This window comes from Domibacillus iocasae (assembly GCF_001750285.1).
In the GTDB taxonomy this organism is placed as follows: Bacteria; Bacillota; Bacilli; order Bacillales; family Domibacillaceae; genus Domibacillus; species Domibacillus iocasae.
The window spans coordinates 71,183-88,163 of the sequence record NZ_MAMP01000024.1; the positions used below are offsets into that span (position 1 = coordinate 71,183).

At 43.6% G+C, this 16,981-nt stretch carries 15 protein-coding genes; all 15 read right to left on the reverse strand.

What is annotated here, in order from left to right; all coding sequences use genetic code 11:
* Positions 1–13: 13 nt before the first annotated feature.
* Entirely contained in the window at positions 14–1,150 is a 1,137-nt protein-coding gene (gene nusA / locus BA724_RS14345) for a transcription termination factor NusA (protein ID WP_069939364.1), read from the reverse strand.
* 42 nt (positions 1,151–1,192) lie between these two features.
* Entirely contained in the window at positions 1,193–1,666 is a 474-nt protein-coding gene (rimP, locus tag BA724_RS14350) for a ribosome maturation factor RimP (protein ID WP_069939365.1), read from the reverse strand.
* Between the two features lie 148 nt (positions 1,667–1,814).
* Positions 1,815–6,128 carry a PolC-type DNA polymerase III gene (locus tag BA724_RS14355; protein ID WP_069939366.1) on the reverse strand — a complete coding sequence of 1,438 codons (4,314 nt, stop codon included), beginning with the start codon at positions 6,126–6,128 and terminating at the stop codon, positions 1,815–1,817.
* A gap of 59 nt (positions 6,129–6,187) precedes the next feature.
* Positions 6,188–7,894 carry a proline--tRNA ligase gene (locus tag BA724_RS14360; protein ID WP_069939367.1) on the reverse strand — a complete coding sequence of 569 codons (1,707 nt, stop codon included), beginning with the start codon at positions 7,892–7,894 and terminating at the stop codon, positions 6,188–6,190.
* 31 nt (positions 7,895–7,925) lie between these two features.
* On the reverse strand, positions 7,926–9,185 hold the full coding sequence (gene rseP, locus BA724_RS14365) for an RIP metalloprotease RseP (RefSeq protein WP_069939368.1): 1,260 nt from the start codon (positions 9,183–9,185) through the stop codon (positions 7,926–7,928).
* Positions 9,186–9,228: 43 nt separating this feature from the next.
* Positions 9,229–10,380, reverse strand: coding sequence for a 1-deoxy-D-xylulose-5-phosphate reductoisomerase (gene dxr, locus BA724_RS14370; RefSeq protein WP_069939369.1), 1,152 nt, complete (start codon positions 10,378–10,380; stop codon positions 9,229–9,231).
* Between the two features lie 12 nt (positions 10,381–10,392).
* Complete coding sequence (locus BA724_RS14375) at positions 10,393–11,181, reverse strand: phosphatidate cytidylyltransferase (RefSeq protein ID WP_069939370.1); 789 nt, start codon at positions 11,179–11,181, stop codon at positions 10,393–10,395.
* A gap of 24 nt (positions 11,182–11,205) precedes the next feature.
* Positions 11,206–11,919 carry an undecaprenyl pyrophosphate synthase gene (locus BA724_RS14380; RefSeq protein WP_425389036.1) on the reverse strand — a complete coding sequence of 238 codons (714 nt, stop codon included), beginning with the start codon at positions 11,917–11,919 and terminating at the stop codon, positions 11,206–11,208.
* Between the two features lie 165 nt (positions 11,920–12,084).
* Positions 12,085–12,627 (reverse strand): ribosome recycling factor, encoded by a 543-nt coding sequence (gene frr / locus BA724_RS14385; protein WP_425389037.1) that lies wholly within the window; start codon positions 12,625–12,627, stop codon positions 12,085–12,087.
* An 18-nt stretch (positions 12,628–12,645) separates the two neighbouring features.
* Complete coding sequence (gene pyrH / locus BA724_RS14390; RefSeq protein WP_069939373.1) at positions 12,646–13,368, reverse strand: UMP kinase; 723 nt, start codon at positions 13,366–13,368, stop codon at positions 12,646–12,648.
* A gap of 91 nt (positions 13,369–13,459) precedes the next feature.
* Positions 13,460–14,341, reverse strand: coding sequence for a translation elongation factor Ts (gene tsf, locus BA724_RS14395; RefSeq protein ID WP_069939374.1), 882 nt, complete (start codon positions 14,339–14,341; stop codon positions 13,460–13,462).
* 106 nt (positions 14,342–14,447) lie between these two features.
* Entirely contained in the window at positions 14,448–15,200 is a 753-nt protein-coding gene (gene rpsB / locus BA724_RS14400) for a 30S ribosomal protein S2 (RefSeq protein ID WP_069939375.1), read from the reverse strand.
* A gap of 151 nt (positions 15,201–15,351) precedes the next feature.
* Positions 15,352–15,825: a DUF6115 domain-containing protein gene (locus BA724_RS14405; RefSeq protein ID WP_069939376.1), complete on the reverse strand. Its 474-nt coding sequence runs from the start codon at positions 15,823–15,825 to the stop codon at positions 15,352–15,354.
* 9 nt (positions 15,826–15,834) lie between these two features.
* Complete coding sequence (locus BA724_RS14410) at positions 15,835–16,131, reverse strand: hypothetical protein (RefSeq protein ID WP_069939377.1); 297 nt, start codon at positions 16,129–16,131, stop codon at positions 15,835–15,837.
* A gap of 41 nt (positions 16,132–16,172) precedes the next feature.
* Entirely contained in the window at positions 16,173–16,934 is a 762-nt protein-coding gene (locus BA724_RS14415) for a FliA/WhiG family RNA polymerase sigma factor (RefSeq protein WP_069939378.1), read from the reverse strand.
* Between the last annotated feature and the right edge of the window lie 47 nt (positions 16,935–16,981).

A 16,981-nucleotide genomic window follows, 5' to 3' on the forward strand; every position in this document is an offset into this window, starting at 1 on the left:
GTGATGCACCTCCTTATTCGATTTCTTCCGAAAAGAAATCTTCAAGGTTATCATCAGCAGATGAAGCGTCATCTTCTTCCCGCATAACACTGTTCCCACTTGGATAAATCCCTGCCTCACGGGCATCTGTTTCGCTCTTAATGTCAATTTTCCAGCCGGTTAATTTCGCGGCAAGACGAGCATTTTGACCGCGTTTGCCAATCGCAAGCGACAATTGGTAATCCGGTACAATTACCGTTGTTGCTTTATTTTCTTCATCGACATTTACTTCAATAACTTTTGCCGGACTAAGCGCATTCGCTACAAAAACCACTGGATCTTCCGACCATTCAACGATATCGATTTTTTCGCCCTTTAATTCATTCACAATTGCTTGAACCCGGTTTCCTTTCGGACCGACACAGGCACCGATTGGATCAACTTCCGGATTTTGGGCATATACGGAAATTTTTGAACGATCGCCCGCTTCACGGGAAACGGACCGAATTTCAACTGTGCCATCAAAAATTTCCGGCACTTCAATTTCGAATAAGCGTTTTAAAAGGCCGGGATGCGTACGAGATACATAAATTTGCGGCCCTTTTGTCGTCCGTTCCACTTTTGTAATAAACACTTTTATGCGGTCATGCGGTTTGTACGTTTCATTCGCCATTTGCTCCGCCTGTGGCAAAAGCGCTTCGATTTTGCCAAGACTTACATAAATAAAGCGGGCATCCTGACGCTGAACAATGCCAGTCATAATGTCTTCTTCACGATCGATAAATTCCGAATAAATAATGCCCCGTTCTGCTTCACGGACACGCTGTGTAACAACCTGCTTGGCAGCTTGTGCTGCGATGCGGCCGAAATCTTTCGGTGTTACTTCCAATTCAACAACGTCGCCGATTTCGTAGGCGGGGTTAATTTGCACCGCATCAGCCAAAGCGATTTCCAAACGGAAGTCAAACACTTCGTCTACAACTTCTTTGCGGGCAAATACACGCATAGAGCCGCCTTCTAAATTTAACTCCACCCGTACGTTTTGCGCCTGGTTAAAGTTGCGTTTATACGCTGATACGAGTGCCGCTTCAATTGCTTCGATTAGCAAACTGCGCTCAATGCCTTTTTCTTTTTCAAGATAAAGAAGTGCATCATATAATTCTGAACTCATTGGCCAAAAAGCCTCCTTACATCCATATCTTATTAAATTTTTTTAAAATGTGACAGCGAGACGCGCTTTTGCCACTTTGCTGAGCGGAACGGAAATTTGTTTTTTACGTGTTTTGACCATGTATTCCACAGTCAATTCATCGTCAACAAATGAAAGAAGCGTTCCTTCATAGGTTTTTTCCCCATCGAGCGGCTCATAAAGCTTAATATTGACATGCTTGCCAACAGCGCGTTCAAAATCCTGCTGTTTTTTTAATGGCCGTTCCGCGCCCGGTGAAGATACTTCAAGAAAATAGTTATTCGGAATCGGGTCTGGATCGAGTGCATCAAGCTGTTCACTTACCCGTTCGCTTACAACCGCACATTCTTCAATGTCGATGCCATTTTCTTTGTCAATGTACAGACGCAAAAACCAGTTTTTACCCTCTTTTACATACTCAACTTCAACCAGTTCAAGGTTTAATTCTTCAATGATTGGTACGGCGATTTGTTCCACCGTTTCGATGATTTTACTCATTTTTTGTCCTCCCGCATGAAAAAATTTGTTTCGGAACATCCCCGCAACAAACACGAAAGAGTGGGGGCGGCCCACTCTTTCGAAGAGAGTTATCATGCAATTTCCATCTTAAAGGATACCATAAATAAGCCCTTTTTGCAAACGGGCATCAAAATAACGACAACTGGTTTTGATCAGGCAATGCGTCCAAACAGCCCATCTTATCCAAATACTCCATAATCGTCTTTGATACTTTACCTCGCTGCTGCAAATCTTCTTTTGATAAAAACTCACCATTTGCCCGTGATGCCACAATATTTTTTGCCGCATTTGTTCCAAGTCCAGGCAGCGCATTAAATGGAGGAATAAGTGAATTCCCATCAATAACAAATTCGTCTGCACTTGAGCGGTACAGGTCGACTTTTTTAAACGTAAAGCCCCTTTCTACCATTTCAAGTGCCAATTCAAGAACGGTCATCAAGTTTTTCTCTTTCGGTGATGCATCCAGCCCTTTTGTATTAATTTCCTGCAGAAGCGCCTTAATCGCCGATGAGCCCTTTGACATGACATCAATGTCAAAGTCCTCTGCCCGGACAGTAAAATAAGCAGCGTAGTAAAGAAGCGGTAAATGCACTTTAAAGTACGCAATCCGCACTGCCATTAAAACGTACGCAGCGGCATGGGCCTTCGGGAACATGTATTTGATCTTTTTACAAGAATCAATATACCATTCCGGCACTTCGTTTTTACGCATTTCTTCTTCCATTTCATCAGAGAGCCCTTTTCCTTTACGGACAGATTCCATTATTTTAAACGCAAAAGCGGGGTCAAGTCCCTGATAAATTAAGTAGACCATAATATCATCCCGGCAGCCGATTACATCAGACAGCTGGCAAATTCCTTTTTGAATAAGCTCCTGCGCGTTGCCAAGCCAAACGTCCGTACCATGAGATAAACCGGAAATTTGCACAAGTTCGGAAAAGGTTGTTGGTTTCGTTTCTTCAAGCATTTGCCGGACAAAACGAGTGCCAAACTCTGGGATCCCAAGTGTACCCGTTTTGCACATGATTTGCTCTTCCGTTACACCAAGTGACTCGGTTCCACTGAAAATTTTCATCACTTCCGGATCATCGGTTGGTATTGTCTTTGGATCAATACCTGATAAATCTTGCAGCATCCGGATCACAGTTGGGTCATCGTGTCCAAGAATATCAAGCTTCAGCAAATTATCGTGAATGGAATGGAAGTCAAAATGTGTTGTTTTCCATTCTGATTTATCGGAATCGGCCGGGTATTGAATCGGCGAAAAATCAAAGATATCCATATAGTCCGGAACAACGATAATACCGCCTGGATGCTGGCCGGTCGTCCGCTTCACACCTGTGCAGCCGGATACAAGCCGGTCTACTTCTGCGCTGCGGTATTGTTTCGTATATTCCTCCGCATACTTTTTCACGTATCCGTATGCTGTTTTTTCTGCCACCGTGCCGATTGTTCCTGCTCTAAACACATACTCTTCTCCAAATAGTTCTTTTGTGTAGTTGTGAGCACGTGGCTGATATTCACCGGAAAAGTTCAAATCAATATCCGGTACTTTATCGCCTTTAAAGCCAAGAAACGTTTCAAATGGGATGTCGTGACCGTCTTTTTTGAACGGAATGCCGCAATTCGGGCAATCTTTATCCGGCAGGTCAAACCCTGATCCAACGGAACCGTCATCGAAAAACTCCGATTTTTTGCACGTTGAGCAAACATAATGCGGCGGAAGTGGATTTACTTCCGTAATTTCCGTCATCGTTGCAACAAAAGACGAACCGACAGAGCCGCGCGAACCGACAAGATAGCCGTCATCGAGCGACTTTTTCACAAGTTTATGGGAAATCAAGTAAATAACTGCAAACCCGTGGCCAATAATACTTTTTAATTCCTTTTCAAGCCGTGCTTCAACGATTTCCGGCAGTTCATCTCCATAAATTTTCCGGGCCATGCCATAGCTCATTTCACGCATTTCTTCGTCAGCGCCGTCAATTTTCGGTGTATACAAGTCATCTTTAATCGGTTTTACATCTTCAATCATATCGGCGATTTTATTTGTATTGGCAACGACTATTTCATGCGCTTTTTCTTTTCCTAAAAAAGAAAAAGCATCAAGCATATCATCCGTCGTTCGAAAATGAACGTCTGGAAGTGTCTGCCTGTTTAACGGATTCGCTCCGCCCATAGAAGAAATTAAAATATGGCGGTACACTTTGTCTTCCTCATTTAAGTAATGAACGTTGCCGGTCGCAACCACAAGTTTGTTCTGCTCTTCCCCGACCGTTAAAATATTTTGAATGATGTCTTCAAGTCCTGCTTCATCACGCACAAGCTCCATTTCAATTAACGGAGCATAAACTGGTTTTGGCTGCACTTCAAGGTAATCATAAAACTCAGCCGCCCTGCGCGCTTCATCCATCCCTTTTTGCATCATTGCTTCGAACACTTCACCTTTGTTGCAGCCTGAGCCGATTAACAAGCCTTCCCGGTGTTTCTGCAAAACAGAACGCGGGATACGCGGCACACGGTAAAAGTAGTTAATATGTGACAGTGAAACGAGCTTAAATAAGTTTTTTAACCCTTCAGCATTTTGAGCGAGAATGGTGCAATGATAGGGGCGAGCCCGTTTATACGCGCCGCCTTCTCCCATATAATTATTGAATTCATTATGCTTTTTAATGCCTTTTTCATCCGCATCTTTTAACAGCTTCAGCAAAATATAGCCGGTCGCTTCCGCATCGTAAATCGCACGGTGATGCTGCGTTAATTCCACATCGAATTTTTTTGCCAGTGTATTCAGGCGGTGGTTCTTCATATCAGGATAGATCAGCCTTGCCAGTTCAAGCGTATCAATAACTGGACTCGAAGTGCGGCCGATTCCATATTTCTCATAGCCTGTTTGAATAAAACCCATATCAAATGATGCGTTATGCGCGACCAATATTGCATCGCCGGACCACTCTTTAAAGTCTCGGAGTGCCACGTCTACATCCGGTGCGTCTTTCACCATGTCGTCGGTAATACCTGTCAATTCAATCGTTGTGGCAGAAAGCGGGTGATGTGGATTGGCAAACCGCTCGAACCGGTCAATGATATCGCCGTCTCTAATTTTCACTGCGGCCAGCTCAATAATCGTGTCATATACTGCAGAAAGCCCGGTCGTTTCGACGTCAAATACAACATATGTATCTGTAGCCAGTTCCCGGTCCGCATCCTCATACGCAATAGGAACACCATCATCAACAAGGTTTGCTTCCATGCCGTACAAGATTTTCACACCATTTTTTTTGCCGGCACTGTATGCTTCCGGAAACGATTGTGCAACCGCATGATCGGTAATCGCGATCGCTGTATGGCCCCATTTTTTTGCCTGGCCAACCAGTGTGCTTACAGACGACACCGCGTCCATTTGACTCATTGGTGAATGAAGGTGTAACTCCACCCGCTTTTCTTCAGCGGTATCTTCCCGCATTGGTGGACGAATTTCATTAATGTCATTGGCTATCATAACAAGATCCCGGACGAACGTATCATTTTGCACGGACCCGCGGACGCGTACCCACATGCCTTTTTTCACACGGTTAAACATCGCCGCGTCTTCTTTATCACGCGAAAACATTTTAACCATTAATGAATCAGTGTAATCTGTAATTTTAAAAGTTAGCAATGTGCGGCCGCTTCGCAGCTCTTTCGTTTCTGCATCAAAAATGTATCCCTCTGATGCAATGCGGCGTTCTTCATCGATAATTTCTTCAAGCTTTTTAAATTCCGCATCCGCTTTGATCGTATAGCCGATTGTAACAGGACCTGAATCCTCTGCGGTAGTATCTTGGTCTTTCGCGCGGTTCTGCATATCAATAACAGCCTGCCGTGCCCGCTCGGCGTCTTCTTTCCGTTTTTCTTCCAAAAACTTTTCATATTCTTCATTTCGTGTGTTTTCTGATACTTGTATATCAAAAGTCAGCGGCGGAAAACCGAGGCTTTCGTATATATCACAAAGGCGGCGGCCATATTTATTTTTCAGCGCCATTCCTTCCATTTCACTTTCAGTACGGATCACCAGCTTTGTTCCCGATACACCGGGCTTTTGCTCATTTAATGCAGCTAAAAGCGGCGGAGCGATTCCATCAAGCTGGCGAACGCAATATTGCCAGTAGTCGGTAATTTGATCAGGTGTACAGGCCCGTTCCTCTATTTCAATCGAGAAAGTAATCGATGCAAAAGACGAAAAAGTGCCGGTGAGCGCGTCAGAAAATCGCATTAATACACTGCATGGGATTAATGTCGGCGCTAAAAAAACAAAGTGCCACTTTTTCTCCTGCTTTAATACAGTCAGTTTTTTTATTTCAATTTGGTCAAAATGGCGTACAACCGCATCTTCTGTCAAACGAAGCTGGTCAAGTAAAATTAAAAACCGGCTGCGGCCGCTTGATGCTTCTCCATTCATTTCATTTCCCCCTTACACAGAAAAGGATGAGCGGCACATGCCGGTCATCCTTTTTCTTTTTAAAGTGCAGCCTGCAAGTCACGTACAACCTGCACAACCTCATTAACAGGCGCTTCAACAACTTCTCCTGTTTTACGAACTTTAATTTCAACAATGCCTTCAGCCGCTTTTTTTCCTGCAGTTACACGGATGGGCAGGCCAATTAAATCACTGTCTGTGAACTTAACACCCGCCCGTTCGGCACGGTCGTCAAGCAGTACGGTCATACCGGCAGAACGCAATGCTGCGTACATATCGTCTGCTGCTTTTACTTGTGCCTCGTCCTTCACATTAACCGGAATCACATGCACATCAAAGGGTGTTAAGTTTACCGGCCAGACAAAGCCATTTTCGTCGTTAAATTGTTCTGCAATCGCCGCAACAATACGGGATACACCGATGCCGTAGCAACCCATAATCATCGGCTGTGTTCGTCCATTCTCATCTAAATAAACAGCATTCATCGCTTCACTATAACGTGTGCCGAGCTTGAAAATGTGGCCGACTTCAATGCCTTTGGCAAATTGAATGGTCCCTTCACCATCCGGAGACGGGTCTCCTTCTAAAATAAAGCGAAGATCCGCAAATTCTGTTACATTAAAGTCACGCTCCATGTTGGCATTCACATAGTGCCATCCATTTTCATTCGCGCCGCAGACGATGTTTGCCATTGACTGAACAGCATTGTCGGCTAAAATTTTTATGCCGTCAGGAAGGCGAACCGGGCCAAGTGAACCAAAAGAAGCACCGAATAATTTAACCGCATCTTCTTCCTCTGCCATTTCAACCGTTTTCGCATTTAGGACATTTTTTAATTTAATATCGTTAATTTCATGATCTCCACGCGCCAGCACAACAACCATTTCATCGTCCACGTTAAAAAGGAGTGTTTTAATGCACTGTTCAGCAGAAACATTTAAAAATTTGCCGACAGATTCAATCGTTTTTGAGTCTGGCGTTTCTACTTTTTGGAGCGGCTTTAACGCTTCATTGCTTTTTTCATAAACCGTTACAACAGGAGCCATCTCAACATTGGCTGCATAATCTGATGCATCCGAATAAGCAATTGTATCCTCTCCAATTTCAGAAAGAACCATAAATTCATGAGTGTCTTTGCCGCCCATCGCACCCGAATCAGCAATAACAGCCCGGAAATTCAATCCGCACCGGCGGAATACATTAGAATACGCTTCAAACAAGCGGTCGTACACTTCGTCTAAACTTGCCTGTGATGAATGAAATGAATACGCATCCTTCATCACAAATTCACGGCCGCGTAGCAAACCAAAGCGAGGGCGCTTTTCATCACGAAACTTCGTTTGAATTTGATACAACGTCAATGGCAGACGTTTATAGGACTTGATTTCATCACGGACAAGTGAGGTAATGACTTCTTCATGTGTCGCGCCGAGTGCGAAATCACGAGAATGACGGTCTTTTAAGCGCATCAATTCCGGTCCGTACGTTTGCCAGCGGCCCGATTCCTGCCAAAGCTCTGCCTGCTGCAAAGCCGGCATTAGAAGTTCAACTGCCCCCGCATCGTCCATTTCTTCACGAACAATCTCTTCTACTTTGCGGAGCATTTTTTTTCCAAGCGGCAAATAGCTGTATACACCGCTCGCATTTTGCCGAATAAAACCGGCGCGAAGAAGGAGCTGATGGCTTTTTACTTCCGCATCAGCCGGCACTTCCCGCATTGTTGGAATTAACGTTTTGCTTTGTTTCATTCAATCGCACCTCGACTATGATCATAATAAGTTATTGTAAAAAGAACCGCTGAATGTCGTTCCACGTAACAACAATCATTAACAGCATGAGCAATGCAAATCCGACAAAGTGCACCATGCCTTCCATTTGACGGTCCACGGGTTTTCCACGCACCGCTTCATAAAAGAAAAACATAAGGCGTCCGCCATCAAGAGCCGGAAGCGGCAGCAAGTTCATAATACCTAAATTAATACTTAATACGCCGGCCCATTTTGCTAAATTCAAGATACCGGATTGAGCAACCGTATCGGTCGATACATAAATGCCAACAGGTCCGGACAAATCATCAATTGAAAATTGACCGGTCAAAATCGTACCAAGAACTCCAAAAATAAGCTTTGTCCAATTGTATACTTCTTTGGCACCGTACGTAAATGAGCCGATAATAGAATGTTCAAATGGACTATATACGCCAATACGTCCAAATGTTTTACCATCTGCTTCTTCCGCAGATGGCGTAACCGCCACCGTCCGTTCTTCTCCTTCCCGGTCAATGACAAACGTTAATTCTTCATCCGGGCTTTTTTGAATAACGGTGACGATTTCTTCCCAGGACGCCATGCTGTCTCCATTAATAGAGACAACACGGTCGCCTTCTTGTAAACCGGCTTCAACAGCTGCCCCTTCATTAATGACTTCGCCAAGTTCGGGCTCATTCGTCGGAATCCCTTGAATCATGGCCAGCACAACAAAGACAATAAAAGCGAGAATAAAGTTAAACAATGGTCCCGCAAAAATGGCCATTGCCCGCTGCGGCAGCGTTTTTGAATTAAACTGACGGTCATACGGCGCAATTTGTGTACTTAAGCGATCTTCTGTGACAAGCGCTTCACGATGAACCGGATAGGTTTTTAATTCTTCTTCCCCTTCTTCATAACCGCTGATTGTCAGGCCATGTTCAAGATCTGCCTTCTCAATCTCAATGACCCGGGCATCCTGAAAACGATCTCTTCCATTCACGATGAGGTTAACCGCTTCTTCTTTTTCGTTAAATACAACTCCGATCCGCTGACCGGCTTTTAATTCTGTCATTTCCGGGTCTTCACCCGCCATTCGTACATACCCGCCAAGCGGAAGAAGGCGAATGGTCCAAACGGTTTCCCCTTTTTTGTGGGCAAATACTTTTGGTCCGAAGCCAATTGCAAATTCACGACATAAAATGCCGGCTCTTTTTGCAAATATAAAATGGCCCAGCTCATGGAAAAAAACAAGCGATCCAAATATAACGATAAACGCTATGACGGTATTCAAACGTTTCTAACCACCTTTTTTATTATAAAGTGAAACTTCTATCCTACGTGCGGAATAAAAATGAGCGTACTGTCGCCCTTGCCTGTGCATCTGCTTCCAAAATAGTCCCTAGTTCAGGTGATGGCACAGGTGAATGATGTTCCATTACCCGTTCTACCATTTCTTCAATTTGCAGAAATGAAAGCTTTCGATCCAGAAAAGCCGCAACTGCTTCTTCATTTGCTGCGTTCATAACCGCCGGCATTGTTCCACCTGTTCTTCCTGCTTCATAAGCAAGATAAAGCATCCGGTACCGCTCAAAATCCACTTCCTGAAAATGAAGCTGACCGATTTCCGCCAAATTTAATACCTTCGTGTCCGGAAGCGGCAGCCGGTCCGGCCATGTCAAAGCGTATTGAATCGGCACCCGCATATCAGGTGAACCGAGCTGCGCCATGACCGATCGATCAAGAAATTCAACCATGGAATGAATAATGCTTTCCCGATGCAGCAGGACATCAATTTGATCATATGGCAAGTTAAACAGCCAGTGAGCTTCAATCACTTCAAGCCCTTTGTTCATCATTGTAGCAGAATCGACTGTAATTTTCGCCCCCATTGACCAGTTTGGATGGTTTAATGTTTCTTCCACTGTCACCTGTTTCAATTCTTCCCGTTTTTTATCACGGAAGCTTCCACCTGAGGCTGTTAAAATGAGGCGGCTTATGTTTTTTTCCTGTTCACCTTGCAGGCTTTGGAAGATAGCCGAATGTTCACTGTCTACCGGCAATAAATGAACTCCAGCTCTTTTTGCAGCCGCTGTGACAATATGGCCGGCTGTCACGAGTGTTTCTTTATTTGCAATGGCAATATTTTTCCCCGCTTCAATCGCCTTTAAAGTCGGTTCAAGTCCAACACTGCCAATCACTGCATTGACGAGTGTATCAGCCTCTGCATGAACGGCTACCGCTTCGAGCCCTTTCTTTCCATACAGAACCTTTACATGGGGGAAATTCGATTGTAGACGATCGGCTGTATCTTTCTCTAAAACCGACACAAGTGCGGGATTAAATTCAGCAATCATCTTTTCCGCAACGCGTTCATTTCGTCCTGCGGAAAAAGCGGATAATCGAAACGAATCCGGATGCTGACGGATTATGTCAAGTGTCTGTATTCCGATAGACCCGGTCGCCCCTAACAAACTTATTGTTTTCAATACATCATCCTCCTACAATAATTGAAGCATATGTAACAATGGAAATACGAAGAGCCAGCTGTCTGTCCGATCTAAAATACCTCCGTGTCCCGGCAGCAGGTTTCCGGAATCTTTTACGTTATAATGACGCTTTAGTGCAGATTCAGCTAAATCCCCAACTTGTCCGGCGACGGATAAAATAGCAGCAGCAGCCAGTACCCATATGGCCGGCGCCTTAAAGTCCAAAATAAATAAAAAGACGGCAGCGACAAGAACTGCTGAAGCGATGCCCCCATAAAAACCAGCCAATGTTTTATTTGGGCTTATGTCCGGCCAAAGCTTTCGTTTTCCAAATGAACGGCCAATGAAATAAGCACCTGAGTCTGATGCCCACGTAATAAGAAGGGCAAAAAACACAAACGCGATGCCCGCTTCTCTCGTTTCGATCAAATAAGAGAAGCCAAAGCCAATGTATAACGGCAGCAGAACACAATAAGCTGCGTCATCAAACGTAAAATGATTTTTTGTGATAACCGTATTTACAAGAAAGAATAAAACAAATAAAACAAGGTATTCCAGTTTTCCCAATCCTAAAAAGGTCCATTCATCTGATCCACTCTGAGGGACAAGAATAATAAAGGAAAGCAGGATTGATAAAAAACCCGGCATTGAAAAAACAGGGATTTTTTTTAATTTTAATGCTTCCATTACTGCAACTGCGCTCATTATATAAACAAGAAGAATAAATGGCCGGCCGCCAAGCAGCACAATTGGCAAAAATGCGGCAGCCGCAATAATTCCTGTAACGATTCGTTGTTTCATTTTAGTTAATCCTCCAACATTCCATTACGACAAACCGCCAAACCGCCTTGATCTCTTTTGATACGAAGCAATTGCTTCAAGCAAATGTTTTTCAGAAAAATCAGGCCATAGAACGTCCGTAAAGAAAAATTCAGTATAAGCTAGCTGCCATAACATAAAATTGCTTAACCGGTGCTCTCCACTCGTCCGAATCAGCAGATCCGGTTCCGGCAAATGGCCGGTCATTAAATAACGGGAAATGGTTGCATCCGTTACATCCTGCTCAGCTAATCTTTCTTCCTTAACGTCTTGAATAATTGATTTTACAGCTTGGACAAGTTCGGTCCGGCTGCCATAGTTTAATGCGAAATTAAGAATAAGTCCGTCATTTTCAGCTGTTCGATTCATTGCGTTCTGCACAGCTTTCTTAGTATGATCAGGCAGCTGCTCCATATCGCCAATCATCTCAACTCGAACATTTTCTTCTATCAGTTCAGGTAAGAACGTAGAAAGAAATTCTTCTGGTAACTTCATTAAAAAATCAACTTCCAGCTTAGGACGTTTCCAATTTTCTGTAGAGAATGCATAAAGCGTGAGTACTTTGACGCCAAGCTGGCTTGCGGATCTTGTGATTTCCCGCACGGTTTTCATTCCCTCGTTATGGCCGGCAATACGGGGCAACGCTCTTTTTTTTGCCCAGCGGCCGTTTCCATCCATAATGATGGCAATATGTACAGGAATACCTTCTTCCGAAATCATAACATCTCCTGCATTTTTTGATTGCCAGAACCACTGTTTATGTGCCATACAAAATCCCCCATATCGCTTCTTCCAACCTATTTTACCATACATGCCGATTTCGTAGTAATTGGAGCGATAAAATCCAAAAAAAGAAACCCTCCTGCCAGCAAGAGGGTTTGCTTTTTACACTTCCATGATCTCTTGTTCTTTTTCCTTGGCAATCTCGTCGACTTTTCGGATATAATCGTCCGTCTGTTTTTGAACATCTTCTGTATAGCCCCGAAGATCATCTTCAGTCAGATCGCCGTTTTTCTCGCTTTTTTTCAAATCATCATTTGCATCGCGGCGAATGTTGCGAATCGCCACTTTTGCCTCTTCCGCTTCTTTTTTCACGAGTTTCGCCAGTTCTTTCCGGCGCTCTTCTGTTAAAGCTGGAAAATTCAAACGGATGATAGAGCCGTCATTTGATGGTGTCAAGCCAAGATCCGATTTCAAAAGCGCTTTTTCGATATCTCCCATAGATGATTTGTCATATGGCGTGATAACGAGCAATCGTGCTTCCGGGATATTAATAGACGCAAGTTGATTGATCGGTGTAGGAGCTCCGTAATAATCAATCGTAATCCGATCTAACACATTCGCACTCGCACGTCCAGCACGAATGGAAGCAAGCTCACGGTTAAATGCTCCAATGGCTTTTTCCATTTTTTCTTTGGATTGATTCATAATTTCTTGAGACACCTTTTATTTCCCCCTTACTATTGTTCCGATATTTTCCCCTAATACAACTCGTTTAATATTTCCTTTTTCCATAACAGAAAACACAACTAATGGAATATCATTGTCCATACATAAAGAAGAAGCTGTTGAATCCATCACGGCAAGTCCTTCTTTAATGACGTCCAGATAAGACAGTTCTGTATATTTTACCGCATCTTTGTCTACACGCGGATCGGCACTGTAAACACCATCAACATTGTTTTTCGCCATCAGGATGACTTCTGCTTCAATTTCAGCAGCACGTAATGCCGCGGTTGTATCAGTAGAAAAGTACGGATTTCCTGTTCCTGCAGCGAAAATCACCACTCGTCCTTTTTCAAGGTGACGGATGGCGCGGCGCCGAATATACGGCTCTGCTACTTGACGCATTTCAATTGATGTTTGAACGCGTGTTTCAATCCCGAGCTGCTCTAAGCTGTCCTGCAGAGCCATTGAGTTCATAACAGTTGCCAGCATACCCATGTAGTCCGCGGTTGCCCGGTCCATCCCCATTTCGCTGCCGATTTTGCCGCGCCAAATATTGCCGCCGCCAACGACGACTGCAACTTCAACACCGAGTTCATTTACTTCTTTTACTTGTTCAGCAACAGATTGAATAACCGTCGGATTAATGCCAAATCCTGCTTCACCTGCTAATGCTTCACCACTTAATTTTAATACAACACGTTTATACTTTGGTTGGCTCATGTAGACCTCCATCTGTAATGTACATGAAATCCCTCACCAAAAGCGGTAAGGGATTCCACTTATTCCTTTCCGGCCGGCGGATACGGAATCATTATTTTTTCACTTGGCTCATAACTTCTTCTGCAAAGTTATCCTGGCGTTTCTCTAAACCTTCGCCTACTTCATAGCGAACAAATTCAGTCAATGTTGCACCTTTAGACTCAAGGAATTGACGAACTTTTTGATCTGGATCTTTAACAAAGCTTTGATCTAAAATGCATACTTCTTCAAAGAATTTGCCAAGGCGGCCTTCAACCATTTTCGCCACAATATTTTCAGGTTTTCCTTCGTTCAGCGCTTGTTCTGTTAACACTTTGCGCTCACGCTCTACTTCTTCTTCAGAAACCTGGTCACGCGAAACATATTTTGGATTTAATGCAGCAGCATGCATCGCAACATCTTTCGCTGCAGCAGCATCTGTTGTGCCTTCCACAATAGCTAAAACGCCGATGCGCCCGCCCGCGTGAAGGTACTCACCAAAAGCAGCATTTTCACCTTTTGTACGAATTTCAAAGCGGCGAAGCGTAAGTTTTTCTCCGATTTTTGAAATAGCTTCACTGATATACGTGTCAACTGTTTTGCCGTTTTTCATTGTTTGAGCTAAAGCTTCTTCAACTGAAGCAGGTTTGTTAGCCAAAAGGTGAGCGGCAATTTCTTTTACAAGCACTTGGAAATTTTCGTTTTTCGCAACAAAATCTGTTTCCGCATTTACTTCAAGAAGGACAGCTGTATCGCCTTCACTTGTAATATACGTTGTACCTTCGGCTGCAATACGATCTGATTTTTTCGCTGCTTTCGCGATCCCTTTTTCACGAAGGTAATCAATTGCTTGATCCAGATCACCATTTGTTTCAACAAGTGCTTTTTTGCAATCCATCATGCCTGCGCCTGTTTTTTCACGAAGTTCTTTTACCATTTGTGCAGTAATAGCCATTTTTGTTCCTCCTTTAAATATGTAAGGCCGCTTTTTGCGGTTTTATCTTTTATTTCTTTAAAAAAAGGTGATAAGGGTATCCCTCTTATCACCTTTATCTGTTTGATTACTCAGCTGCAGCTTCTGCAGTTTCAGCTTGCTGTACTTCTTCCTGCGCAGCTTCTTCAGCGATTTCTTCGCCTTGTTTCGCTTCAAGAACAGCGTCAGCCATTTTACCTGTTAAAAGTTTCACAGCGCGAATTGCATCGTCATTCGCAGGAATAACGTAGTCGATTTCATCCGGATCGCAGTTCGTATCAACAATACCAACGATTGGAATGTTCAATTTACGTGCTTCTGCAACCGCAATACGCTCTTTACGAGGGTCAATAATGAACAAAGCATCAGGAAGACCTTTCATATCGCGAATACCGCCAAGGAATTTCACAAGACGCTCATGCTCTTTTTTAAGCTGAACAACTTCTTTCTTTGGAAGCACTTCGAATGTACCGTCTTCTTGCATTTTTTCGATATTTTTCAAACGTTGTACACGTTTTTGGATTGTTGAGAAGTTAGTAAGTGTACCACCCAACCAGCGTTGGTTTACATAGTACATACCTGAACGTTCTGCTTCTTCTTTTACAGAATCTTGTGCTTGTTTTTTCGTACCAACAAACAATACTTTCCCACCGTCACCGGCAACTTCTCTTACAAATTTGTACGCTTCTTCCACTTTGCGAACAGTTTTTTGAAGATCAATAATGTAGATCCCGTTACGCTCCTGGAAAATATACTTTTTCATTTTTGGGTTCCAACGGCGAGTTTGATGACCGAAGTGAACACCTGCTTCAAGCAATTGTTTCATTGAAATTACTGACATGTGTTGTTTCCTCCTGTTTGGTTAGATTTCCTCCGCCTTTCTCATTTTCAACCAGCCTCCATCAAAGACGGCACCCGCTGGCGAATCAAAAGACGTGTGTATTAACACCGTTAATCACTATATCATATCCATTATTGCCCCGCAACTATTTTTATTCTATTTTGTTAAATTTAAGCGCAAGCCTCACTTCTGTCATGCCAACGTTAAGCGCCCTTGCTATTTCTTCGTCTGCCATACCTTGTTCTCTCATTTCAGCCATTTGTATTGCGAGTGGTATATCTGCCTTTGATATTGTTTCAGTTTTAGCAGATTTTGCTCCCTCATATGCTCTTGCCGCCGCTTTTCGCGGCGTAAGCGGTGGTAAAGGCTTGTCTTCATATTCATTTGCGACAAGCAGACTTGATTTTTTAATGGGTTCTGCTTTTGTCAGCTGCGCAATGAGCTGTTCATTTTCTTCTTTTATTTCTATTAAGAAAGCTGTCATCATCTCTTCCATTTCCGCTGCAGTCTGCTTCATTTTTTTCTCTGAGTTCTGCACCTTGTTCTGACGCTGAAAAAGGATGATTAAGGCAAGTAAACTCATCGCATGAATTAAAAAAGAAATAGTTATTAAAAATGTTGTCATACGTCCCTCTTATCCGCTGAAGTCGATTTGCTGCCCCTTATATGGATGAGCGTACGCCTTCTTTTGCTGTTTCTTTTCTTCTCGCTGCTGCTGTTCACCCTGCTGCTTTTCATGGTCACGTTCACCCGTTTTATTAATATCATTCCCCTGCGCCACAGCTTTTCGCTTCCACTCCGCTTCTTTTTCCGTTTCCGCCTGCGCATGCTCCTGGGCAGTCTGTGCAGTTTGTTGATAATCCTGAAGATTTTTGGCCGCTTCGAATGTTCTCGGCAGAGCAATTTGCATATCAATTGATTTGAAATCCATGTTCAGCACCTCAATCTAGCTAATAAAATGAATTAGGCCGGTTACTTTTTCAGCAGCTGCTGTTTTAGTTTAAAAAGTGCTTTTGAATGAATTTGAGAAATACGCGACGTGGAAAGATTCAATACTTCACCAATCTCTGTTAACGTTAATTCTTCTTTATAAAAAAGATCAATAACCAGCTGCTCTTTCTCTGTAAGCTTCTTAATTTGAGCTGACAATTCTTCAACTTGTTCTTGTTTGACTAATTCTTCCTCCGGCGTTTTCATTTGCTGATCTTTTAAGACAAAGCCAGTTCCTTCCGACTGATCCTGGTCTTGAATTTGATCATCCATTGATAATATGTGAGCGAAAAAATGCTCCGCCATCGTATCCTGGACATCTTCGACAGAAAGCCCCAGCTCTTCCGCCACTTCTTCTGGTGTAACAGCCCGTAAATATTTCTGTTCCAGCATCGAAGAAGCCGCTTCAATTTTTTTTGATTTTTCTCTTGCTGCTCTTGGGAGCCAGTCCTCTTTTCGAAGGCCGTCTAAAATGGCCCCTCGAATACGAAAGGAGGCGTATGTGTCAAACTTTAAATCGCGCGCCGGCTCAAACTTCAGAAGGGCGTCATAAAGCCCTGTCATTCCGTAGCTCGCTACCTCTTCCTTGCTCACTGTTTTCGGAAGAGCTGCGCCAATACGCCGGCAATGAAACGTAACGAGCGGCATATAACGGGCAACAAGCGCATCCCCATCATCCGGGTGCTGCTCTTCTTTCCACCTTTTCCATAATTTCTGCTCATCCTCAGGCATTCGTTTTGCCATCTAATCTCTCCTCCCGGCGTAATCAATGACAGCACGTTACAAGTCTT

Coding starts and splice junctions, on each gene's coding strand:
- nusA (WP_069939364.1), bottom strand. CDS start 1,150: ATGAGTTCAGAATTATATGATGCACTTCTTTATCTTGAAAAAGAAAAA.
- rimP (WP_069939365.1), bottom strand. CDS start 1,666: ATGAGTAAAATCATCGAAACGGTGGAACAAATCGCCGTACCAATCATT.
- BA724_RS14355 (WP_069939366.1), bottom strand. CDS start 6,128: ATGAATGGAGAAGCATCAAGCGGCCGCAGCCGGTTTTTAATTTTACTT.
- BA724_RS14360 (WP_069939367.1), bottom strand. CDS start 7,894: ATGAAACAAAGCAAAACGTTAATTCCAACAATGCGGGAAGTGCCGGCT.
- BA724_RS14375 (WP_069939370.1), bottom strand. CDS start 11,181: ATGAAACAACGAATCGTTACAGGAATTATTGCGGCTGCCGCATTTTTG.
- BA724_RS14380 (WP_425389036.1), bottom strand. CDS start 11,919: ATGATTTCGGAAGAAGGTATTCCTGTACATATTGCCATCATTATGGAT.
- frr (WP_425389037.1), bottom strand. CDS start 12,627: ATGAATCAATCCAAAGAAAAAATGGAAAAAGCCATTGGAGCATTTAAC.
- pyrH (WP_069939373.1), bottom strand. CDS start 13,368: ATGAGCCAACCAAAGTATAAACGTGTTGTATTAAAATTAAGTGGTGAA.
- tsf (WP_069939374.1), bottom strand. CDS start 14,341: ATGGCTATTACTGCACAAATGGTAAAAGAACTTCGTGAAAAAACAGGC.
- rpsB (WP_069939375.1), bottom strand. CDS start 15,200: ATGTCAGTAATTTCAATGAAACAATTGCTTGAAGCAGGTGTTCACTTC.
- BA724_RS14405 (WP_069939376.1), bottom strand. CDS start 15,825: ATGACAACATTTTTAATAACTATTTCTTTTTTAATTCATGCGATGAGT.
- BA724_RS14410 (WP_069939377.1), bottom strand. CDS start 16,131: ATGGATTTCAAATCAATTGATATGCAAATTGCTCTGCCGAGAACATTC.
- BA724_RS14415 (WP_069939378.1), bottom strand. CDS start 16,934: ATGGCAAAACGAATGCCTGAGGATGAGCAGAAATTATGGAAAAGGTGG.